Genomic DNA, 20,314 nt, shown 5'->3' with positions numbered 1-20,314 from the left:
ACGACGGCGCTGAAATATACTGTCGGGGTGACTGAGAACCCCCTGCCTCCCTGCCCCGAATGCGCGGGCCCGTACGCCTACGAGATGGGAGCGCTCCTCGTCTGCCCCGAGTGCGGGCACGAGTGGCCGCTCGCCTCCGGCGCGTCGGGGGGCGAGTCCGGCGGTGCCTCCGCGGAGCGGGTGGTCAAGGACGCGGTCGGCAACGTGCTGGCCGACGGGGACACCGTGACGGTGGTCAAGGGCCTGAAGGTCAAGGGCAGCCCGTCCGGCATCAAGGCGGGCACGAAGGTCCGCAACATCCGCCTGGTGGACGGCGTCGACGGCCATGACATCGACTGCAAGGTCGAGGGGTTCGGCGCGATGCAGCTGAAGTCCAGCGTGGTCAGGAAGGTCTGACCGGGCCGACCTGGCCGGGCCGGGTCGGGCCGGGGGCCTGCCGGCCGGAGCGCGAAGGCGCCTGTCGGGCGGGGTCCCGATCAGGCGCCTTCGTCGTTCTTCCGCAGGGGTGGGGCCGGTCAGTGCTCGGCGTACGCGCGGTGGGGGGCGGCTGCGGCGGTGGCGATGGACGCCGTGGCGGCGAAGACGACCTCGTCGTTCTGGCGGGCGACGACGCGTACGGGATGACGGTCCGGCGCGGGCACCGCCTCCGGGTCGGGGAGCGTCTCGATCCAGCAGGCCGAGGTCAGCTCCGCGTAGCGGAAGAAGCGGATCTCCATATCGGTCAGGACTCCCCGCCGGGGGTATGCGGAGCGGTACGCGGCCTGGCGCACGGCTTCCAGGAGCAGCATGCCCGGGGCGTGGTCGACGGGGTGGTCGAAGAGGATCGGGTGGTTGACGTCCGCCCGGAGCTGGGCGCGCCGTGTGGAACTGGTGGGGGAGAGGACCACGTCGTGGAAGCGGTCGCGGCCCACCCGGCGGGGCGTCAGGGGTGGCGGAAGCGGGATCGTGCGGGCTGCGACCTCGTCGAGGTCCCCGTTCTGGCCGCGCAGGCGCTGGTAGACGGCTTCCGGCTGGTTGGTGAAGCCGGCCTCGGCGGTGCCGAGGAACCGGCCGTCTCGGGTCGCGGTCACGTGCATGGTGAGGCCCGCGAGTCTGCGGCCGCGGCGGGAGATGCCCGAGCAGCGGATGTGCAGCGAGATGTCGGCGGGAGTCGATCCGACGGCGAGGGTGTCGGCGGCGGTCGAGTAGCTGAACGTGTCCCAGATCTGGCGGTGGCCGAAGGGGACGTCGTACGCGACGTGGCTGAGGAGCGGGATGGCCTGGCGGACCGATTCGGCGAGGAGGAGGGGGTCGTGGTGACCCCCGTCCGGTGTGTAGAAGCTGTGGGCGCGGGGCCATTGGGCGGTGACGACGTACTCGTCCGGCGCGACGGAGCGCCACCCGGTGAGCAGGACCTCGGAGTGTGCGCTCTTGTGTACGTACTCCCTCGGTAAGGCGCTGCTGAGCGCGGCGACGGGTGAGGCGGAGTGATCAGTTGACACAGTCATGGTTGAGCCCCCCTGGACGTCGGACATGAGCTGGTGCTTGTTCGGCGCAGGTCCTAAAATAAAGGATGTTCGTTTTTTTTGTCGAGATTAGTTAGGTGCTCATGTCAGAACGAAAGCAGCAACGCGCCCCGCAACTCAGGGCAGTTCAGACCAAAGCGGCCATCCTGCGTGCCGCGGCCGAGGTCTTCGACGAGTTCGGCTTCAGTGGAGCCAGCATCAGCAAGATCATGAAGCGGGCGGACGTCACGCAGGGCGGGATGTACTTCCACTTCAGCTCGAAGGAGGAGCTCGCCTACGCCGTCATGGTCGGTCAGGGCGACGGCCTGGAGTTCCCCGCGGGGGAGGACGGCCTGCAGCACCTGGTGGACATCACGCTCTACCTCGCCGAGCAGCTCCGGCACAATCCGGTGCTCCGCGCCGGCGTCCGACTGGCCGTGGAGCAGGGCGAGTTCGGCCTGCGTGACGACGTTGCCTACCAGGCCTGGGTGCTGGAGTTCCGCCAGCAGCTGCGCTTCGCCCGGGCCAAGGGCGAACTCCAGCCGGACGTCGACGACCACGAACTGGCCTGGGTGCTGGTCAGCTCCTTCACCGGGGCCCAGCTCTTCTCCCAGGCGTCCACCGGCCGCGCCGACCTGCCCCAGCGGATCGCCTCCCTGTGGCGCTACCTGCTGCCTGCGGTGGCCGCCGACGGCATCCGCGACGGACTGCGCCTGAGCCTGCCGCCCGGCGAGCCGGGGCCGGCCCCGGACCCGGCGCCCGCTCCGGGGCCGGAACCGAAGCCGGAATCGAAGCCGCGGGCGAAGTCGGCTCCGGAGAAGCGGGCTTGAGCACCCGTCGCATCGTCGTCACCGGCGCGACGGGCTTCGTGGGGTCGGCGGTGCTGCGCCGACTGGCAGAGCGGCACCGTGGGGCCGCGGTGTGCGCGGTGTCCCGGACGCGGCCCGTCGGGGCCCTGGCGGGAGCTCGCTGGGTGGAGGCGGACCTGGCCGACGAACCGTCCCTGCGCGGGGTGTGCGACGGTGCGGACGTCCTGCTGTCCCTGGCCTCGTACGTCGGACCGGACGCCGACCGGTGCGCGGCGGTCAACTCCACGGGAACCGCCGCTCTGGTGGCCGAGGCCCGGCGGGCCGGAGTCGCGCGGATCATCCACCTGTCGACCTGCGCGGTCTACGGTCCGGGGCCCCATCGGGGGCAGGACGTGCGCGAGTTGACGCCCGCCCCGGTGTCGGCGGCCAGTGGCAGCCGACTGGCGGGGGAGCGGCCGGTGCTCGACGCGGGCGGACTGGTCCTGCGCGCGGGCCTCGTCCTGGGCCGGGGCGACCGGTGGGCCGTACCGGCCCTCGTCGACGCCTTCCGGCGGGTGCCGGCGGGATGGGGCGGAGGGGCCGGACTCGCCTCCTTCGTCGACGTGGACGATCTGGCACGGCTCGTCGTGGCGCTCGCGTTCGCGGGCGGCTCCGAGGCCGGCGCCAGAGGCGTCCTGCACGCCCACCACCCCGAGCCGGTGCGCAACCGGGACCTGATGGACGTCCTCGCCGAGCATCGTGTGCTGCCTGGGCGGCCCGGTCCGCACTGGTCGTGGCGCAGATGCCTCGACGCCCTGGCGGCCACCGAGGGATGGGTGAGCGAGCGTCAGTTCACGCTGCTGGCCGGTGACCACTGGTACCGCGCCGACGCGGTATGGGAACTCGCCGGGATCGCACCGGGGCCCGGTCCGCTGAGCCGTATCGGCGCGGCGGCCCAGTGGTACCGGGAGAGGGGCGGGCTCGCCCCGGGGTGACGGCGATCTGCCAAAGCCTCAGTGGGATGGGGCGTGGTCGGGCTGTGTCGGGCAGGGCGGCGGGTAGCGTCCGAAGCACAGCCGGTCACCCCCTGAAGGAGTGGAAATGTCCGACCTTTCGAACATCGTCAAGGCGTATGACGTGCGTGGTGTCGTGCCGGACGAGTGGGACGAGTCGCTGGCCGAGTTGTTCGGTGCCGCGTTCGTGGAGGTCGTGGGCGCGTCGGCGATCGTGATCGGTCATGACATGCGCCCCTCCTCGCCGGGCCTGTCGGCGGCGTTCGCCCGCGGCGCGGCCGCGCGCGGGGTGGACGTGACACTGATCGGCCTGTGTTCGACGGACCAGCTGTACTACGCGTCGGGTGCGCTGGACCTGCCGGGTGCGATGTTCACGGCCTCGCACAATCCGGCCAAGTACAACGGCATCAAGCTGTGCCGCGCCGGTGCCGCCCCGGTCGGTCAGGACACGGGTCTGTCGCAGATCCGTGAGCTGGTGGAGAAGTGGTCCGAGGAGGGCGCACCCGCGGTTCCGGCCGGGACGGCGGCGGGCACGGTCACGGAGCAGGACTCCCTCCCCGGGTACGCCGCCCACCTGAAGGGCCTGGTCGACCTGGCGTCGATCCGTCCGCTGAAGGTGGTGGTGGACGCGGGCAACGGGATGGGGGGCCACACGGTCCCGACCGTCTTCGAGGGACTGCCGCTGGACGTCACGCAGATGTACTTCGAGCTGGACGGGACGTTCCCGAACCACGAGGCGAATCCGCTGGACCCGAAGAACATCGTGGACCTGCAGGCCCGGGTCCTGGCGGAGGGCGCGGACCTGGGTATCGCGTTCGACGGGGACGCGGACCGCTGTTTCATCGTGGACGAGCGGGGTGTCGGGGTCTCGCCGTCGGCGATCACGGCACTGGTCGCGGCGCGCGAGCTGGCCCGCAACGGAGGGTCGGGCACGGTGATCCACAACCTGATCACCTCGTGGTCGGTGCCGGAGGTGGTGCGGGAGAGCGGCGGCACCCCGGTCCGCACCCGCGTCGGCCACTCGTTCATCAAGGAGGAGATGGCCAGGACGGGTGCGATCTTCGGCGGCGAGCACTCGGCGCACTACTACTTCAGGGACTTCTGGAACGCGGACACCGGCATGCTGGCGGCGCTGCACGTGCTGGCGGCGCTGGGCGGCCAGGACGGTCCGCTGTCGGAGCTGGTGGCCTCCTACGACCGGTACGCGGGCTCGGGGGAGATCAACTCCACGGTCGACGACCAGGCGGGGCGCCTGGCGGCGGTGAAGGCCGCCTACGGTGACGCGGAGGGTGTCACGATCGACGAGCTGGACGGTCTGACCGCCACGGCCGGCGACTGGTGGTTCAACGTCCGCGCCTCCAACACCGAGCCGCTGCTGCGCCTGAACGTGGAGGCCCGGGACGAGGCGACGCTGGCGAAGGTCCGCGACGAGGTCCTCGCCCTCATCCGCGGCTGACCCCACCGGGCCCGTCCCGCACCCGGTATCCGGGCTCCGCCCGTCATCCAGCCCCGCCGGCGTTCGAGCAGGGGACACCTCCGGTCCGGCGGTGGCCGGGGGAGGGTCCGGGCGGAGCCCGCTGCCCGGCGCGGCCTGGTTCCCCCGGGCCACGCCTGCTCAGGCGGACCGCCGCCCGCCCTGCCCGGGTTCCCGCACCGCATACGCGTACGCGTAGGCCGCCGACATCAGCGTCATGTGGTGGTGCCAGCCCGGGAAGGACCGGCCCTCGAAATCGAGGAGCCCGAACTCGTCGGCCAGCGAGCCGAGTACCGCCGTGGACCGGGCCGCCCCCCGCACCAGGTGCAGCAGGTCGTCCATCCGGTGGCGGTTCATGTTGGTGAGCCAGACGGGCCCGCCGCCCCGCCGGTCCGGCCGCCGCTCGCCGAACAGCCGGTAGATCTGCTGAGCCCCCCGCCCCGCCGCATCCCCGTCCGGCACCCGGACCAGCGCCGAGTGGATGCGCTGCCGCCGCGCACGCGCGTCGGGCCCGGTGAGCGGCGTGGCGTACGGGTGGCTGGTGTTGCCCAGCCGGGCGAAGTCGCCCGCGGTGGTCTCCCCGCGCCCGGGCGCCCGCGCGGGATCGGGGCCGTGGGCCAGGGCGGCGGCGCGGACCGGGAGAGCGGGCGGTACGGACACGAGGAAGTCGTGCCCGCGGCGGCCGAGCACGCCGATCAGGGCGGCGGCGCCGGCGAGGCGGCTGAGGTCGGCGACCACGGGAGGACGCGCCGACGAGGTGCGGGCGGCGATCGAGTCGACGAGCTCCAGTACGAGGGCCTCCGGCGCCTGGTGCACGACCTCGGGGGAGACGCGTGCCCGGCGGCGCAGGACGGGATCCGCCGCCCAGGCCTCGGGCAGTGCCAGCCGCCAGTCGACGGGCACGCTCATGCCGTCCAGGGACAGGAAGAGGCAGAAGCCCAACTGGCAGTTGACGATGCGTCCGGCGACCGGGTCGAAGCGGCGGTGCACGCCGACCGAGTGCTCACCGCGTTTGGGGAAGCAGACCTGCCCGATCGTCCAGGCCCGCACGGGGTGTCGTTCCTCCACCCACCGGAGCAGTTCGGTACGGGCCGGATTCCAGTCCCAGGGGCTCGCGTTGATGAACTGCTGCAGGGACTGGGAGGCCGTGGGCGAGTCGGTGACGGACGCCGCGAGCCTGCGTACGGATTTTTTGCCCGGGGTCGTGAGCAGCCCCTGCAGGTAGACCCGGGCCCAGCGCCGCTGGTCGGCTCTCGGTAAGTGACCGAAGAGGCGCTCGGTGAAGTCGGCCAGGGCGGTGTCGCCGGCAGCCAGGGCTCTGGTCCTCGTCCGTGTCGTCATCTGTCTCCCCCTCCACTGCGGACGTCGGCATGCGCCGTCGGTAGCAGTCATAGAATACAGAACGTTCGTTTTTTTTCTAGCGAACCCATGGCGCTCCGGCCACGACTTCGGCACGTTGGGGTCCGGAGGACAGCGGCTCCCGCGCCGGAGCCGTGCCGCAGCCCTTCCGGGCCGCCCCCCCCGGCGAGGTGGGGCATGGGTGCTTCTTCGTCAAGTCGGCGTTGTCCGCGGCCGGTGCCGGGGTGACGCTGGAGGCAGCCATCTCCGTGCGGGGCGCGATGGCTCGTGAGGAACGACCTGGATGGCAGTGATAGTGCAGTGGTGAAGCAAGAGCGCGGCGTACGCACCCGTAATCATCTGATCTCGGTGGCCGCCGCTGAATTCGACCGCAACGGGTACGACGGGACCTCGCTTTCCCGGCTGAGCCGCTCCGCCGGTATTTCGATCGGGGCTCTCACTTTTCACTTCTCGGCGAAAGGGGAGTTGGCCTCGGCCGTCGAGGATTCGGGGCGGGCCGCCACCCGGAGAGTGGTCGAAGGGGTGACGGCCCGTGGCGGCCCGGCGCTGGACACGGTTTCCGCGCTGGTGCTGGCCCTCGGCCGGCTGATCGAGACGGACGCGGCCGTGCGCGCCGCGGCGCGCCTCACCCAGGAACGGGTGGGCGCCGGACCCGACTGGTGCGGCTGCTGGCTTCCAGACGTCAAGGAGCTGCTGGAACAGGCCGCGGAGCAGGGTCAGCTGGACCCGGAGGTGGACCCGAGCCCGGTCACCCTGCTGACGGCGCATCTGGTGGGTGGCGTCGTCACCCGGGTGCGCCGGGGCCGGGGCGAGCACCCCGGCGCGGTGACCGGCGAGCTCAGAGAGCTGTGGCGGCTCGTCCGGCGGGGCATCGCTGCCGTTCCGGCGGCCCCGGAAATGCCCAAGTAGGAAGAAAGGCGAGGTAATTCGAACCGACGGGAGGCAGATCGCCCTAGCGTCGGTGGCATGAATTCCACACCTCACCGGATAACCAAAGCAGTGATCCCCGCCGCCGGACTCGGGACGCGATTCCTCCCGCTGACCAAGGCCACCCCGAAGGAAATGCTTCCGGTGGTCGACAAGCCGGCCATCCAGTACGTGGTGGAGGAGGCCGTCGCGGCGGGGATGTCCGACATCCTCATGGTCACCGGACGCAACAAGCGGCCGCTGGAAGACCACTTCGACCGCAACCACGAGCTGGAGGAGGCCCTCCAGCGCCGCGGTGATCAGGACAAACTCAGGAGCGTCTGCGCCTCGACCGAACTCGCCGACATCCACTACGTGCGCCAGCGGGACCCCAAGGGTCTCGGGCACGCCGTCCTGTGCGCCGCGCCCCACGTCGGCCGCGAGCCCTTCGCCGTCCTCCTGGCCGACGACCTGATCGACCCCCGCGACCCCCTGCTCGCCCGCATGGCCGAGGTGCGGGAGCGGCTCGGAGGCAGTGTCGTGGCCCTCATGGAGGTGCATCCGCAGGCGATCCACCAGTACGGATGCGCCGCGGTGGAGCGTTCGGCGGGCGGCGGCGACGGCGTGCGCGTCACCGAGCTGGTGGAGAAGCCGGAGCCCGGTACGGCCCCCAGCAACCTGGCCGTCATCGGCCGCTACCTGCTCGACCCCGAGATCTTCGAGGTCCTGCGGAACACCACCCCGGGGCGCGGCGGCGAGATCCAGCTGACCGATGCCCTGCGCACGCTGGTCCACGCCGGACGCCCCGTGCACGGCGTCGTCTTCTCCGGCCGGCGCTACGACACCGGGGACCGCGCCGAGTACCTGCGCGCGACGGTCCGGCTCGCCTGTGAGCGTGCCGACCTCGGCCCCGAATTCGTCTCCTGGCTCAGGGAGTTCGTCCGATCCGAGGAGCTCGCGGGGGTCTGAGCGGCCGCCCGGTGGGCGACCGGGGAAGTTCCGCGGTCGCCCACCCGACCAGGCACTCCTTCGCCAACTTGCCCAGATCTCAGCGGGGTTCGGCCTCGCGATTGGTTACCGAACGGTAATTACGTAATTTCTTCTCGGGCGCCGCTCCACCGATCGGAGCGGCGTCCGAAGCACCGAGTGCGGAGAAGGAGGTGAACTACATGGACGAGCCGAACCCGCGGCCCGCGACGCCAACCCCCGCCGTCGCGGCCGAGGTTCCGGTCGGCGCACTGCTCGACGCGGATTCCCCCCGCACCGTCCGGGTGGACGAGAGCCATGCACAGGCCCTCGCCCAGTCCGTCCGGACGCTGCCGCCGCTGCTCGTGCACCGGCCCACCATGCGGATCATCGACGGCACGCACCGGCTGCGGGCGGCCCTGCTGCGCGGGCAGGACACGGTGGCGGTGACGTACTTCGACGGCAGCGCCGAGGACGCGTTCGTGCTCTCGGTCGAGGCCAACATCAGTCACGGGCTCCCGCTGACCCATGCCGAACGGACCGCCGCGGCGCTGCGGATCCTGCGGTCCCACCCCGACTGGTCCGACCGCGGCATCGCGCGGCGCACCGGGCTGGCGGGCAAGACCGTCGGGGCACTACGGCGCCGCGAGGCTCCCGGGCCCGCCCCACCGGGCCGCGTCGGCCAGGACGGCCGCGTCCGGCCCGCCGATCCGGTCCGCGGCCGGGAGGCCGCGGCCCGGCTGCTGGCCGGCCGTCCCACCGCGTCGCTGCGGCAGATCGCGCGGGAGGCGGGCATCGCGCCGTCGACCGTGCGGGACGTACGGCGCCGGATCGGAGCCGGTGCGGACCCCGTACCGGCCGCCCAGCGCCGCTCCGCGGGCACCCAGGCCCCCGCACCGCCCCCGGTCCCCGCCCGGGTCCGGGGGCAGCCACTGCCCGCACTGGTCACCAGCCTGTGCAAGGACCCCCTGCTCAGGCTGAGCGATGCGGGCAGGCTGCTGCTCCGCATGCTCGACCTCCAGGTGAGCGGACTGCGCCAGTGGGAGCGGATCGTCGCCGCAATACCCCCGTACCGCGTGGAGACGGCGGCCGCCGCGGCCGCCCAGTGCGCACGGGACTGGCAGGAACTCTCCGAAGAACTCCGGCGCCGCGCCTCGGCGCCGCCCCCTGCCTGAGCCGGCTTCCCCGGCGAGTACCGGCCTTCGAGCCGAAGGCCTCAGTTGTGATCGAAAGGATGTATGGCGATGTCGGTTGTCGAGGGAGCGCGTGTTGACGCGGGTGCAGGGGAAGGGGGAGGAGCCGAAGGCCCCGTTCGGCTGGACGGGCGCCTCAGGTTGGTTCTCGTGGTGCTGCTGGTGGCGCAGTTCATGCTGGCGGTCGATTTTTCGATTCTGAACGTGGCGTTGCCGGTGATCGGTGACGGGCTCGGTTTCTCCTTGTCGAACCTGCAGTGGATCGCGACGTCGTTCGCGCTGTGTGCGGCCGGTTTCACCCTGCTGTTCGGGCGGGTGGCGGATCTGTTCGGTCGGCGCCGGCTGTTCCTGGTGGGGCTTGCGGTGCTGGGTCTGTCCTCGCTGGCGGGTGGTCTGGCGACCTCGCCGGAGATGCTGATCGCGGCGCGGGTGTTCCAGGGTCTGGCGACGGCGGCGGTCACGCCAGCCGGTCTGTCGCTGCTGACGACGTCGTTCCCGGAGGGGCCGCTGCGGCAGAAGGCGCTGGGTCTCAACGGTGCTCTGATGTCGGCGGGGTTCACCACGGGCGCCATCCTCGGTGGCGTTCTGACGGACCTGCTGTCGTGGCGGTGGGCGTTCTTCATCAACGTGCCGGTGGCGCTGGCGGTGTTGTTCATCGCTCCGACGGTGATCAAGGAGTCGCGTCCGTCGGTGCGTCCGAAGCTGGACGTGCCCGGAGCCACGGCGGTGACGCTGGGTCTGCTGGCGCTGATCTACGGGTTGACGCAGGCGGGTGAGCACGGTTGGGGTTCGGGATCGGCGCTGGGCTGGCTGGTCGCCGGTGTGGTGCTGCTGATCGCCTTCTACGCGATCGAGGCGAAGTCGTCGGCTCCGCTGGTGCCGGTGTCGGTGTTGAAGAAGAAGACGGTGGCGTGGGGCAACATCGCGGGTCTGATCGCGTTCCTCACCGAGACCAGCCTGGTCTTCCTGATGACGCTCTACCTGCAGGAGGTGCTGGACTTCTCGCCGCTGACGGCTGGTCTGTCGTTCGGTGTGCTGGGTGTCGGCACGGTGATCGGTGGCTCGATCGCACCGCGGGTGATCGGTGCGGTGGGCACACGGTCGACGCTGATCATCGGTGGTGTGCTGCAGGCGGTCGCGACGCTGAGTCTGGTCGCGCTGGGTGAGACGTCGGCGTCCATGTGGCTGCTGCTCGTCGCGACGTTCGCCGGTGGTGTCGGCAACATGCTGGTGATCGTCGGGTTCATGGTGACGGCGACGACGGGTCTGCCGGACCACGAGCAGGGCATGGCCACCGGTCTGGCGACCATGACCCAGCAGATCGGCATCACGATGGGCACACCGATCATGTCCGCGGTCGCCGCCGCCAACACCGACATCCACGCGGGCATCACCACGGCGGTCATCGTGAACACCGCCATCGTGGTGGCCGGCATCCTCACCACCGTCCTCTTCCTCCGCGCCAAGCAGCCCAGCTGACGAAGTGCCCGCCTCCACTAAGGCAACTCCGCCTTGTGACAGCCCTGCCCCGGCCGCGAACGTTGGCCCCGGGCCCGGCGCGAGCGCCGGCTACCGATGGAAAGGAACCCCGATGGCCACACCCACCGTCGTCAGCTGGGAGCAGGTGTCCGTGCCCACCCCGTCCGGGCCCCTGTCCGCCCGGGTGTACCGGCCCGGTACCGCTTCACCGCAGGGCTGGCTGGTGTGGGCCCATGGGGGCAGCTGGCGCGCCGGATCCGCCCAGGACTGGCACGGAGCCACCGCCGAACTCGCCCGCCACTCCGGCTTCGGCGTGGTGAGCGTGGACTACCGGCTGGCCCCGGACGTACGCCACCCGGCCATGGTCGAGGACATCCTGTCCGCCCTGACCTGGGCCGGGGAACAGCCGGGCGGGCCCGCCGGCGCCCGGTCCACCGCCGCCTCCTCCGCCTCCTCGACCGCCGCCACCTGCGCCCCGCCCGTCCTGGCCGTGGGAGGCGACAGCGCCGGCGGCACCCTGGCCGCGTCGGCCGCCCTCGTCTGCCGCGACCGCGGGGTGCCGCTGGCCGCGCAGGTACTGGCGTACCCGCCGCTGGACCCCCGCTGCGCGGCGGCCTCGTACCACCGCTTCCCGGACATGTTCCCCACCGCCGCCTACCTGACGGCGGCCTGGGAGGACTACCGGCACCCGGGCCGGCCCGTCGCCGCGGACGGCACCCGGATCCACAGCACCCCCTTCGAGGCCACCGACCTGCGTGGACTCGCACCGGCCGTGATGGCCACCGGCGACCTCGACCCCGTCGGCGACGACGTGCACCACTACGGGCGCCTGCTGCGGGCGGCCGGGGTGCACGTCGCCCTGCGGGAGTTCCGGCAGACGGGCCACGGGGCGTTCCTGCAGCCGGGCCGCGGCCCGGGCGGGCACCCGGAGGCGTCGATGCGCGGCTGGCTCGGACTGGCCTTGCGCCGGATCACCGTACGGAACGACCCCGCAACCCTCCCCTCCCCCTCTTCCTGGAGCTGACATGACCGTCTCCGACGTCCCCAACCTCGACGCCCTGCTGCGCCACTTCGCCGATCTGCGCGACGGCATCCACGGCGGCTCCGTCTCCCGTCCCGACAAGGAGGAGCACTTCCGTACCGCCGCGCGCCTGCTGGACCCGTACGCCCGCCAGGCGCTCGGCGAACTCAACGACGAACTGCTCCTCGGACAGGGCGTGATCGACGCGAGCGGAGTCCAACGAGCCGACGACCGCAGCCTCTTCCACGCCTGGACCCTGTGGTGGGACGAGCAGTCGGCCGCCGACATCCCGCCCGTGACGCTGTACGCGCACTACGGAGCCTCCTTCCACCACCCGCACCTGCGCGGCGCGACGGTCTCCGAATGGCCGCTGAACGTCTTCGACGACGCACAGGCAGCCGCCGAACTGCCCACCCTGCGTGCGATCGCCGCCGCGGACCTCCACAACCTGGTCTTCGAAAGGGACTTCAGGATCGTCCCCGCGACCATGGCGGGCGCCACCGGCCTCCCCGTCCACCAGCACTGAAAGGCGGCCCGTCATGACAGAACTGCGACTGTCCGTGCTCGACCAGACCCCGGTGGGCGAGGACCACACCCCGGACCAGGCACTGCGCGCCTCCGTGGATCTCGCCCGAGCCGCCGAGGCCCTCGGCTACACCCGCTACTGGGTCGCCGAACACCACGACTCGCCCGGCTTCGCGAGCAGCGCGCCGGAGATCCTCGCGGCCACCCTGCTCGCCCACACCTCGCGGATGCGGATCGGGACCGGCGGGGTGCTGCTGCCCCGCTACGACCCGGCGAAGGTGGCCGAGGTGTTCGGCGTACTGGCCTCCCTCCACCCCGGACGGGTCGACCTCGGCATCGGCCGTGCCGGGGGTCCCGCCCGCGACTTCCCGCAGCGGCTGGCCGGGCTGCGCGCACTGCTGACCGGGGGCGGAGTCGTCCCGCACGCTCCGGTCCCGCCGCAGATGTGGCTCCTGGGCGCGGGACGCGAGTCGGCGCGGCTGGCCGGGCTGCTGGGTACCGAGTTCGCGTTCGGGCACTTCTTCTCCCCGGTGGGCGGCCAGGAGGCCTTCGAGGACTACCGCGACCGGTTCCGCACCGCCACGGGCGACCGGCCGGGCGGCGCCCTCGCGGTACGCGTGGTGACGGCGGACAGCGCCGGGCGCGCCGAGGAACTGGCCCAGAGCCTGCTGCTGTGGCGTGCCCGCAAGGACCTCGGCGAGGACGGCCCGCTCCCGGCGTACGAGACCGCGCGCCGTCACCGCTGGACGGGCGCGGAACTGGAACGGGCCAAGGTGCACCGCACGGCCCTGGTCTCCGGGGCACCGGAGCAGGTCGCCGCTGCGCTGACGGCCCTCGCCGGGAGCCACGGTGTGGACGAGCTGATCGTCAACACCCTGACCTGCGACCCGGCGGACCGCCGGCGCTCGTACGAACTGCTCTCCGAGGCCTTCGCACTCCAGGCCCCCGGTCCGCGGCCCGCGGCCCCGGTGGCAGCCTCCGCCCCGGGCCTGCGGGTTCAGGAGCGGTCGAGGCCCCAGGTCTGGAGCGTGTAGGGCCGCCCCTTCTCCTCGCCCGTGATCAGCGGTACGTCGAGGAGGCGGAACCCGGCCCGGGTGGCCACACCGACGCTGGAGGCGTTCTCGGCCTCCAGCTCCAGGATCACCCGGTCCACCCCCAGCTGCTCGAAGGCGTACGCGGCCATCACCCGCACCGCCCGGGCAGCCAGACCCTGGCCCCGGTGCGCCGGACCGAGGGCGTATCCGAGCTCCGTGCCCTCGGGCGCGCGCTTGAGCATCACCTCGCCGAGCGGGGCGCCCCCGTCGACGGTGATGGCCAGCAGGACGGCCGTACCCTCCTTGCGCAGCCGCTGCGCCCGCTCCAGACGGTTGCGGGCGGCCTCCGCGTCGAAGGGGGAGACGATCGGCGTCCAGTAGGCGATGTCGGGGTGGTCGAAGAGCTCGGGCATCGCCGCCAGGTCCGCCGCTGTCCAGTCGCGCAGGACCAGGCCCTCGCCCGTCAGCTCCATACGGTCGGGAAAGGACGGCGTCGTGCTGCTCATGCGGGAGGACCTCCGGGTTCGGTGCGGGACGAGCCAAGATATCCGGCGACCGGCCACCGGTTCACCGGGATATCCGCCCGACGGCGCCCCGGGCCGGGGCACCGTCGGGTCCGGAGGAGGCCGCCCTCAGACCGCGTACCGGTCCGGGGCGAAGAGGGAGGGGTTCGCCGCGATCCAGTCCGAGGTGCGGCGCAGGCCCTCCTCCAGCCCGACCCGGGGCCGCCAGCCGGCCCAGTCGCGGGCCCGGGAGTTGTCCGACAGCAGACGCTGGACCTCGCTGCCCGAGGGCCGCAGCCGGGTCGGGTCCACCACCACCTCCGCGTCCCGGCCGGAAGCCGCGATCAGGGCCTCGGCCAGGGCGCCGACCGAGATCTCCTCGCCGGTGCCGAGGTTGACCACCTCACCCAGCGCCCGGTCGCACTCCGCCACCGCCAGGAAACCCTCCGCGGTGTCCGTCACGTACGTGAAGTCCCGGGTCGGCGTGAGCGAGCCCAGGCGGATCTCCCGGGACCCCGCGTGCAGTTGCGCCAGGATCGTCGGGATGACCGCGCGCGCCGACTGGCGCGGCCCGTACGTGTTGAACGGGCGCACCACCGTCACCGGGAGCTCGAAGGCGTGGTGGAAGGAGAGCGCCATCATGTCCGCGCCGATCTTCGACGCCGAGTACGGGGACTGCGGCTGCAGCGGGTGGCTCTCGGAGATCGGGGCGGTCAGCGCCGTCCCGTAGACCTCACTGGTCGAGGTGTGCACGAGGCGCCGGACGTCGTGTCGCCGGCAGGCCTCCGCCACGTTCTGCGTGCCCGTCACGTTCGTCTGCACGTACGCGCCCGGCGAGGCGTAGCTGTACGGGATCCCGATCAGCGCCGCCAGGTGGAAGACGGTGTCGCAGCCGGCCACCGCGTCGCTGACCCGGCCCGCGTCACGGACGTCCCCCGCCCACATCTCCACCGGACCGTCCGGGTCGGCGAGGTAGCGCGCCAGGTGGCCCTTCTCCGCGTACGGCTTGTAGTGGACGAGGGCGCGCACCCGCGCACCCCGCGACACCAGCAGGTCCACCAGCGTCGAGCCGATGAAGCCCTCCGCGCCGGTGACGAGGACGGTGCGGTCGGTCCAGCTGTTCATATGCGCTCCAGGTGAGGGGTGGGTACGAGGCCGGCGACGCGGAGGACTTCCGCGGCCAGCAGTTCGGCGGCCCGTGCGTGCGGGCCCGGGTCGGCGGCGCCGGCCATCGCCGACAGCCGCGCCGGGTCGGCCAGCAGCGGTCCGATGAGGCCGGCGAGGCGTTCCGCGGTGGTCTCGGCGTCGGGCAGGAGCAGTCCCGCGCCCGCGTCCGACAGCACCCGCGCGTTGTGGGTCTGGTGGTCGCCGGGCGCGTACGGGTAGGGCACCAGGACCGACGGGACCCCGGTCGCCGCGAGCTCGGCGACGGTCGCGGAGCCCGCACGGCACACCACCAGGTCGGCGGCCGCGTACACGAGGTCCATCCGGTCCAGGTACGGCACGGCCCGGGCGATCCGCTCCCCGCCGGACGACGCCAGCTCGGCCACCGCGTCCGGCAGCGCGTCCGGACCGGTCTTGACCAGCAGCTGCACGTCGTCCCGGTACTGCCAGAGGTCGGCGAGACCGGCCGCCGCCCGCGTGAGGCGCACCGCGCCCAGGCTGCCGCCGTTGAAGACGACCAGCCGGCGCCCCGCCGGGACCCCGAGCGCCCGCCGGGCCCCGGCGCGCAGCCTCGTCCGGTCCGGCCCGGGCAGCTCGGCGAGACCGGCCAGGGCGGCGGAGATCGGCATCCCGGTGGTCAGCGCCCGGTCGCCGCCCGCGAGGTGGCCCCGGCTGCGGTCGAAGGCCACCGCGACGTGCTGCGTGAGCCGGGCCGCGAACTGGTTGGCGCGGCCGGGCACCGCGTTCGACTCGTGGATCACGGCCGGCAGCCCCGCCAGCCGGGCACCCAGCACGGCGGGCGCGCTCGGGTATCCGCCCATGCCCACGACGACGTGGGCACCCTGCGCCCGGATCACCGAACGCGCCTGGTGCGCCGAGCGCAGCAGCGCCGCGGGGAGCAGGTACCGCTTCGCGCCCAGCGCGGGATCGAAGGGGATCATGTCGACGGTGTGCAGGCGGTAGCCGGCACGGGGGATCAGTTCGGTCTCCAGGCCGCGCTCGGTCCCGACGAACGAGACCACGGCTCCGGGCACGGCGGCGCGCAGCGCCTCCGCGAGGGCGAGACCGGGATAGATGTGCCCGCCGGTGCCGCCCGCACCGATCACGACGGAGAGCGCCCCGGATGTGTGGGGTGTGGTGGTGGTCATGTGCGCACACTCCCGGTGCGCCGTAAGAAGGTTCTAAGAGGATCTCTCAGAAGCCTTTGGCAGGCTGTGCCCCATGAGCTCCACGGACAGCACAGGCAGCACACGCGGTACGGGCGGGCAGCGGATCCTCGTCGTCGACGACGAGCCCGAGGTGCGGGCCGCCGTCGAGGACGGGCTCGCCGTCGAGGGGTACGAGGTACGGGGCGTCCCGGACGGGCTCGCCGCCCTCTCCCAGGTCGCGGCCTGGGAACCCGATGCGGTGGTCCTCGACGTGATGATGCCCGTACTCGACGGACTCGCCGTCTGCCGGCAGCTGCGCGCGCTGGGCGACCGTACCCCCGTCCTCGTCCTGACCGCGCTCGACTCCGTCAGCGAGCGCGTCGACGGGCTGGAGGCGGGCGCCGACGACTACCTCGTCAAACCCTTCGCCCTGGACGAGCTGGTCGCCCGGGTCCGCGCGCTCCTGCGGCGGGCCGCGCCCGGCCCCGCCGGTGCCACCGCACCGCTCGGCTTCGCCGACCTCGTCCTCGACCCCGCGACCCGGACCGGGCGCCGGGGGAGCCGTCCGCTGGAGTTCAGCCGTACCGAGGCGGCCCTGCTCGAACTGCTCCTGCGCCACCCCGGCCAGGTACTCCCGCGCGAGCTGATCCTGGAGCTGGTGTGGGGGCGGGACTTCGGGCCGGACTCCAACTCCCTCGCCGTCTACGTCGGCTACCTGCGCCGGAAACTGGAGGCCGCGGGCGAACCCCGGCTGGTGCACACCGTCCACGGGGTCGGCTACCGGCTGGACGCGGCGTGAGCGGCGGCCGTCGGCGGCTCGGCCGGGTCTGGCGCAGGCGCGGCCCCCTGCGCACCCGGCTGGCGCTGTCGGTCACCGCCGCCGTGGCGCTGGTGGCCGTCGGGGTGTGCGCGACGGCGTTCCTGGTGGTCCGGTCCGCGCTCTACGAGCAGCTCGACCTCAGCCTCACCCAGTCCGCGCGGCTCGCCGCCCAGCGCAATCCGGGGGCCGCGCCGGGCACCCTGGCCGGGGAATGCCGGTTCCTGGCTGCCCCCGCCTGCGCGGAGGTGGTGGCCGCCGACCCGGCCAAGGACCCCGGAACCCCGGGGCTGCTGCCGGTGGCCCCGGCGGCGCGGGAGGTCGCGGCGGGCCGCAAGGCCCCCTACTACACGAACATCGCGGTGGCGGGGTATCCCGCCCGGATGCTCACCACCGACTACGCCAAGGGGCGCGCCCTCCAGGTGGCCCTGCGGGCCGACACCGTCGAGGACGGCATCGAGGAGGCGGCCCGGTGGCTGGTGCTGACGGCGGTGGTCGGCGTGCTGCTGGCCGCCCTGCTGGGGTCCTGGGTCTCGCGGACCGGCCTGGCGCCGGTCGCCCGGCTCACCGCGACGGCCGAGCGGATCGCCGCCACCCGCGACGCCCGGCACCGGATCGAACTGCCCCCACCGGGGCGGGAGGACGAGATCACCCGGCTGGCCACGAGCTTCAACACCATGCTGGGGGAGCTCGAACAGTCGGTCGCGGCGCAGCGCCAGCTCGTCGCGGACGCCTCCCACGAACTGCGCACCCCGCTGACGGCGCTGCGGACCAACGCCGAGCTGCTGGCCCGGGCCGACCGGCTCACCCCGGAACAGCGCGAGCGTGCCTCGGCCGCGCTGGGACGGCAGTTGCGGGAGGTGACGGGACTCGTCAACGACCTGATCGAACTGGCCCGGGACGAGGAGCCGCAGCCGCTCGTGGAACAGGTCCGGCTGGACGCACTGGTGGAGCACTGCGCGCAGGCGGCGCGGACGCACTGGCCGGCCGTGCCCGTCCACGTACGGGTGCCGGCCGAGCCCGTCGTGGTGCCGGGGGTACCTGCCCGGCTCAGCCGGCTTCTGGGGAACCTGCTCGACAACGCGGCCAAGTTCAGCCGGGACGGGCTGCCCGTCGAGGTGGAGCTGGTGGCGGGCGTCCCGGGCGGAGGCAGGAGACCCGAGCTGACGGTCCGTGACCACGGCCCGGGCATCTCGCCGCAGGACCTGCCGCACGTCTTCGACCGGTTCTACCGGGCCGGGGCGGCCCGCGCGCTGCCGGGGTCGGGGCTCGGCCTGGCCATGGCCCGGCAGATCGCGCGGGCGCACTCCGCCGAGCTGACGGCGGAGGCCGCTCCGGGCGGGGGTGCGCTGTTCCGGCTGCAGTTCTGAACGCCCCCGGCAGCTGCTCCGCGTGTCGTGGGCGTGCACGATGGACCCATGACGAACGAACGGGCCGCCACAGGACGGGCGGGGGCGGACGGGATCCCGCTCCCGCTGCCACCGGGCACCAGCTGGTACGCCACGGGCTCGGGCGTCTTTCCGCATGCCGCGCGGGTCGGAGGGCGCTGGTGGGTCCTGCGGCTCAACGACTTCCCCGAGCACCCGCTCCTCACCCTCTTCGTCGACGGCCGGCGCGTCGCCGACCTGGACCACCTCCCGTCCGGCCGGCGGCGACCGGAGGATGCTCCGGCCCCCGTCCTCGCCGCGCCCGAACGCGCCGGGATCCTCGACCTCATGGCCCGGCTCGGCCCCTACGGCGCGGAGTACGGCACCCCGTGCGCCGGCGACTGGTGCACCTGCGATCTCCTCACCGAGACCTACGTGCGTGAGCGGGCCGGCTGACCGGCCCGACCCGCGGGACGTCCCTGGGACGGGGGCCGAAAAGCGGCTCTGACCTGGGTCGATGTTCGTCCCCCGCATCCCGCGCGGGTGGGACGAGGGAGACGGCCGGGCCTCGTGTGACAGCTTTTCGACGTCACCAGGCCGCCAGGCCACCAGGCCGTGTCCCCGACAGGCCGCCGGGCCACCGGGCCACCGGATCATCAGCGAAAGAGTCTCCCGACATGCGCATACCCCGCCCCGCGAAGGGCGTCACCTCGCTCCTCATCGCCGCCGTCTCCGCCGGAACCCTGCTCGTCTCCGCCCCGGCCGCCCATGCGGACGACTCCTCGTACAAGATCTGCAAGGACACGTACGGCACGCGCCTCTCCCCGAGCGGGCGCTACAACATCCCGCGCTACAACTACTCCCAGGGCGACTCCGACGTGTGTGTCCGCGGACTCCAGGAGCTCGTCGCGCAGTTCGGCCTGACCTCGTGGGAGCAGGGCGGCGGAACCTTCGTCGACGGCGTGTTCGGCGCCCGTACCGACTCGGCCGTCCGCCGGTTCCAGAGCAGCCACAACCTCGACGCCGACGGCATCGTGGGTCCGCGGACCTGGGAGAAGCTCCTGACGGGCTGAGTCCCTCCCGCCTCGCGCGGGCCTCTTCCCGCGTACGTCCCGTCCGCTCTTCCTCCGCATCGCCAGGAGACGCCTTCCCATGCCCTCGTCGCATCGCATCCGCCCTCTCGCCGCCCTCGCGCTCGCCGCGTCCGCCGTCGGCACGCTGCTGGTCACCGCCCCCACCGCCCAGGCCAGTTGGGGCAACGAACTGCAGGCCTGCAAGAACGCCTACGGCTCCGAGTACTACATGGCGTGGGAGATCCCCACGGTGGTACTGGCCAAGGGCTCGTCCGGCGTGTGCGTCCGGGAGCTCCAGGAGGAGCTGCTCGAGGCCGGAGCCGTCCGGAGCGAGGACCAGCCCGGCTTCGTCGACGGACGCTTCGGCCCCAAGACGTACGACGCGGTGGTGAACTTCCAGCGCAGCAACTCGACCAGGGGCGGCGCGGACGGTGTGGTCGGGCGCTACACCTGGCACCACCTGATCGCCACCGTCTACTTCGAGTAGTCCGCGTGGCCGGCACGCCCACCCTTCACCGAGAGGAAACCCCCGGCATGAACACCATCAGGCGCACGACGACCCGCGTCGGAGTCCTGGGCGCGGCCCTGCTCATGGCCGCCGGATTCACCGCCCCGCAGGCCTCGGCCCAGGCCGGCTACCTGGAGTCGTGCACGAACCAGGCCGGCACCCGCTGGGCGGCCAACGGCTGGCCCGTCCCGGCCGTGAATCTCGCCAGGGGCTCCACGGGCGACTGCGTACGGGCACTCCAATGGGCGCTGGTCCGTACCGGGTTCGTCAACTCCGCCGATGCCCCGGGCTTCATCGACGGCGCCTTCGGCCCCAGGACGGAGGCGGCCGTCCTGCGGTTCCAGTCGACGTACCCGCGGGAGACCGGCGGCCCGGACGGCATCGTCGGCATCAGGACCTGGGGGTACCTCATCCCCGCGGCGGAGGGTTAGGCCGCCTCTTCCTGATCTTGCCGGGCCCGGGGTCCGTGGTCCCCGTTGTGATCTTGGGTGC

General features: G+C 72.8%; 22 protein-coding genes. 17 read left to right on the top strand and 5 right to left on the bottom strand.

The features are described 5' to 3' along the window. The first annotated feature begins 27 nt into the window (after positions 1-27). Complete coding sequence (locus tag DEJ51_RS04050; protein WP_150256312.1) at positions 28-396, top strand: zinc ribbon domain-containing protein YjdM; 369 nt, start codon at positions 28-30, stop codon at positions 394-396. 119 nt (positions 397-515) lie between these two features. Here the strand turns inward: DEJ51_RS04050 and DEJ51_RS04045 are convergent, their stop codons facing one another. Then, on the bottom strand, positions 516-1,487 hold the full coding sequence (locus DEJ51_RS04045) for a ScbA/BarX family gamma-butyrolactone biosynthesis protein (RefSeq protein WP_190620196.1): 972 nt from the start codon (positions 1,485-1,487) through the stop codon (positions 516-518). A 101-nt stretch (positions 1,488-1,588) separates the two neighbouring features. Between DEJ51_RS04045 and DEJ51_RS04040 the strand changes: the two genes are divergently transcribed. From DEJ51_RS04040 to DEJ51_RS04030, 3 genes are all read left to right on the top strand, one after another. Further along, complete coding sequence (locus tag DEJ51_RS04040) at positions 1,589-2,314, top strand: ScbR family autoregulator-binding transcription factor (RefSeq protein WP_150256310.1); 726 nt, start codon at positions 1,589-1,591, stop codon at positions 2,312-2,314. Next, positions 2,311-3,267, top strand: a complete 957-nt coding sequence (locus tag DEJ51_RS04035; protein WP_150256309.1) for an NAD-dependent epimerase/dehydratase family protein — start codon at positions 2,311-2,313, stop codon at positions 3,265-3,267. The genes DEJ51_RS04040 and DEJ51_RS04035 overlap by 4 nt, the downstream gene beginning before the upstream one ends. Before the next feature lie 106 nt (positions 3,268-3,373). Continuing rightward, positions 3,374-4,741 carry a phosphomannomutase/phosphoglucomutase gene (locus tag DEJ51_RS04030; RefSeq protein ID WP_150256308.1) on the top strand — a complete coding sequence of 456 codons (1,368 nt, stop codon included), beginning with the start codon at positions 3,374-3,376 and terminating at the stop codon, positions 4,739-4,741. A gap of 159 nt (positions 4,742-4,900) precedes the next feature. Here DEJ51_RS04030 and DEJ51_RS04025 read toward each other — a convergent pair whose 3' ends face one another. Further along, positions 4,901-6,100 (bottom strand): transposase, encoded by a 1,200-nt coding sequence (locus tag DEJ51_RS04025; RefSeq protein ID WP_150256307.1) that lies wholly within the window; start codon positions 6,098-6,100, stop codon positions 4,901-4,903. Positions 6,101-6,421: 321 nt separating this feature from the next. On the opposite strand from DEJ51_RS04025, the gene DEJ51_RS04020 reads away from it, so the two are divergent. The 7 genes from DEJ51_RS04020 to DEJ51_RS03990 all read left to right on the top strand — a co-directional run bounded on the left by DEJ51_RS04020 (position 6,422) and on the right by DEJ51_RS03990 (position 13,242). Continuing rightward, positions 6,422-7,027, top strand: a complete 606-nt coding sequence (locus DEJ51_RS04020; protein WP_223835656.1) for a TetR/AcrR family transcriptional regulator — start codon at positions 6,422-6,424, stop codon at positions 7,025-7,027. A 57-nt stretch (positions 7,028-7,084) separates the two neighbouring features. Further along, positions 7,085-7,993, top strand: coding sequence for a UTP--glucose-1-phosphate uridylyltransferase GalU (gene galU / locus DEJ51_RS04015; protein WP_150256305.1), 909 nt, complete (start codon positions 7,085-7,087; stop codon positions 7,991-7,993). A gap of 200 nt (positions 7,994-8,193) precedes the next feature. Continuing rightward, positions 8,194-9,165, top strand: coding sequence for a ParB/RepB/Spo0J family partition protein (locus DEJ51_RS04010; protein WP_150256304.1), 972 nt, complete (start codon positions 8,194-8,196; stop codon positions 9,163-9,165). A 69-nt stretch (positions 9,166-9,234) separates the two neighbouring features. After that, positions 9,235-10,662: an MFS transporter gene (locus DEJ51_RS04005; RefSeq protein WP_150256303.1), complete on the top strand. Its 1,428-nt coding sequence runs from the start codon at positions 9,235-9,237 to the stop codon at positions 10,660-10,662. A 112-nt stretch (positions 10,663-10,774) separates the two neighbouring features. After that, entirely contained in the window at positions 10,775-11,686 is a 912-nt protein-coding gene (locus DEJ51_RS04000; RefSeq protein ID WP_150256302.1) for an alpha/beta hydrolase fold domain-containing protein, read from the top strand. A 1-nt stretch (position 11,687) separates the two neighbouring features. Further along, positions 11,688-12,209: a hypothetical protein gene (locus DEJ51_RS03995; protein ID WP_150256301.1), complete on the top strand. Its 522-nt coding sequence runs from the start codon at positions 11,688-11,690 to the stop codon at positions 12,207-12,209. Positions 12,210-12,222: 13 nt separating this feature from the next. Continuing rightward, complete coding sequence (locus DEJ51_RS03990; protein ID WP_150256300.1) at positions 12,223-13,242, top strand: LLM class flavin-dependent oxidoreductase; 1,020 nt, start codon at positions 12,223-12,225, stop codon at positions 13,240-13,242. Here DEJ51_RS03990 and DEJ51_RS03985 read toward each other — a convergent pair. The 3 genes from DEJ51_RS03985 to DEJ51_RS03975 all read right to left on the bottom strand — a co-directional run bounded on the left by DEJ51_RS03985 (position 13,206) and on the right by DEJ51_RS03975 (position 16,057). Further along, a complete protein-coding gene (locus DEJ51_RS03985) occupies positions 13,206-13,748 on the bottom strand; it encodes a GNAT family N-acetyltransferase (protein ID WP_150256299.1) in 543 nt (180 codons plus the stop codon). The genes DEJ51_RS03990 and DEJ51_RS03985 overlap by 37 nt on opposite strands. A gap of 126 nt (positions 13,749-13,874) precedes the next feature. Beyond that, entirely contained in the window at positions 13,875-14,870 is a 996-nt protein-coding gene (locus tag DEJ51_RS03980) for an SDR family NAD(P)-dependent oxidoreductase (protein ID WP_150256298.1), read from the bottom strand. Next, positions 14,867-16,057, bottom strand: coding sequence for a UDP-N-acetylglucosamine--N-acetylmuramyl-(pentapeptide) pyrophosphoryl-undecaprenol N-acetylglucosamine transferase (locus DEJ51_RS03975; RefSeq protein WP_150256297.1), 1,191 nt, complete (start codon positions 16,055-16,057; stop codon positions 14,867-14,869). Before DEJ51_RS03975 ends, DEJ51_RS03980 begins: the two co-directional genes overlap by 4 nt. Before the next feature lie 73 nt (positions 16,058-16,130). Between DEJ51_RS03975 and DEJ51_RS03970 the strand changes: the two genes are divergently transcribed. The 6 genes from DEJ51_RS03970 to DEJ51_RS03945 all read left to right on the top strand — a co-directional run bounded on the left by DEJ51_RS03970 (position 16,131) and on the right by DEJ51_RS03945 (position 20,253). Continuing rightward, on the top strand, positions 16,131-16,856 hold the full coding sequence (locus DEJ51_RS03970) for a response regulator transcription factor (protein WP_150256296.1): 726 nt from the start codon (positions 16,131-16,133) through the stop codon (positions 16,854-16,856). Further along, positions 16,853-18,244: a sensor histidine kinase gene (locus DEJ51_RS03965; protein ID WP_150256295.1), complete on the top strand. Its 1,392-nt coding sequence runs from the start codon at positions 16,853-16,855 to the stop codon at positions 18,242-18,244. Before DEJ51_RS03970 ends, DEJ51_RS03965 begins: the two co-directional genes overlap by 4 nt. Before the next feature lie 48 nt (positions 18,245-18,292). Beyond that, complete coding sequence (locus DEJ51_RS03960; protein ID WP_150256294.1) at positions 18,293-18,697, top strand: hypothetical protein; 405 nt, start codon at positions 18,293-18,295, stop codon at positions 18,695-18,697. A 221-nt stretch (positions 18,698-18,918) separates the two neighbouring features. Then, positions 18,919-19,314: a peptidoglycan-binding domain-containing protein gene (locus DEJ51_RS03955; RefSeq protein WP_150256293.1), complete on the top strand. Its 396-nt coding sequence runs from the start codon at positions 18,919-18,921 to the stop codon at positions 19,312-19,314. A 79-nt stretch (positions 19,315-19,393) separates the two neighbouring features. After that, complete coding sequence (locus DEJ51_RS34920; RefSeq protein WP_223835655.1) at positions 19,394-19,801, top strand: peptidoglycan-binding domain-containing protein; 408 nt, start codon at positions 19,394-19,396, stop codon at positions 19,799-19,801. Positions 19,802-19,848: 47 nt separating this feature from the next. Then, complete coding sequence (locus DEJ51_RS03945) at positions 19,849-20,253, top strand: peptidoglycan-binding domain-containing protein (protein WP_150256292.1); 405 nt, start codon at positions 19,849-19,851, stop codon at positions 20,251-20,253. The last annotated feature ends 61 nt before the right edge of the window (positions 20,254-20,314 follow it).

It is taken from the genome of Streptomyces venezuelae (genome assembly GCF_008642275.1).
Lineage (GTDB): Bacteria > Actinomycetota > Actinomycetes > Streptomycetales > Streptomycetaceae > Streptomyces > Streptomyces venezuelae_E.
This window is presented reverse-complemented; position numbering and strand designations above follow the sequence as displayed.

Bases quoted from the DNA above. Each gene is read 5' to 3' on its own strand.
- DEJ51_RS03975 (WP_150256297.1), bottom strand. From the start codon at position 16,057: ATGACCACCACCACACCCCACACATCCGGGGCGCTCTCCGTCGTGATC.
- galU (WP_150256305.1), top strand. From the start codon at position 7,085: ATGAATTCCACACCTCACCGGATAACCAAAGCAGTGATCCCCGCCGCC.
- DEJ51_RS03985 (WP_150256299.1), bottom strand. From the start codon at position 13,748: ATGAGCAGCACGACGCCGTCCTTTCCCGACCGTATGGAGCTGACGGGC.
- DEJ51_RS04025 (WP_150256307.1), bottom strand. From the start codon at position 6,100: ATGACGACACGGACGAGGACCAGAGCCCTGGCTGCCGGCGACACCGCC.
- DEJ51_RS03980 (WP_150256298.1), bottom strand. From the start codon at position 14,870: ATGAACAGCTGGACCGACCGCACCGTCCTCGTCACCGGCGCGGAGGGC.
- DEJ51_RS04005 (WP_150256303.1), top strand. From the start codon at position 9,235: ATGTCGGTTGTCGAGGGAGCGCGTGTTGACGCGGGTGCAGGGGAAGGG.
- DEJ51_RS04000 (WP_150256302.1), top strand. From the start codon at position 10,775: ATGGCCACACCCACCGTCGTCAGCTGGGAGCAGGTGTCCGTGCCCACC.
- DEJ51_RS04045 (WP_190620196.1), bottom strand. From the start codon at position 1,487: ATGACTGTGTCAACTGATCACTCCGCCTCACCCGTCGCCGCGCTCAGC.
- DEJ51_RS04040 (WP_150256310.1), top strand. From the start codon at position 1,589: ATGTCAGAACGAAAGCAGCAACGCGCCCCGCAACTCAGGGCAGTTCAG.
- DEJ51_RS03960 (WP_150256294.1), top strand. From the start codon at position 18,293: ATGACGAACGAACGGGCCGCCACAGGACGGGCGGGGGCGGACGGGATC.
- DEJ51_RS03995 (WP_150256301.1), top strand. From the start codon at position 11,688: ATGACCGTCTCCGACGTCCCCAACCTCGACGCCCTGCTGCGCCACTTC.
- DEJ51_RS03955 (WP_150256293.1), top strand. From the start codon at position 18,919: ATGCGCATACCCCGCCCCGCGAAGGGCGTCACCTCGCTCCTCATCGCC.
- DEJ51_RS03990 (WP_150256300.1), top strand. From the start codon at position 12,223: ATGACAGAACTGCGACTGTCCGTGCTCGACCAGACCCCGGTGGGCGAG.
- DEJ51_RS34920 (WP_223835655.1), top strand. From the start codon at position 19,394: ATGCCCTCGTCGCATCGCATCCGCCCTCTCGCCGCCCTCGCGCTCGCC.
- DEJ51_RS04010 (WP_150256304.1), top strand. From the start codon at position 8,194: ATGGACGAGCCGAACCCGCGGCCCGCGACGCCAACCCCCGCCGTCGCG.
- DEJ51_RS03945 (WP_150256292.1), top strand. From the start codon at position 19,849: ATGAACACCATCAGGCGCACGACGACCCGCGTCGGAGTCCTGGGCGCG.
- DEJ51_RS04030 (WP_150256308.1), top strand. From the start codon at position 3,374: ATGTCCGACCTTTCGAACATCGTCAAGGCGTATGACGTGCGTGGTGTC.
- DEJ51_RS03970 (WP_150256296.1), top strand. From the start codon at position 16,131: ATGAGCTCCACGGACAGCACAGGCAGCACACGCGGTACGGGCGGGCAG.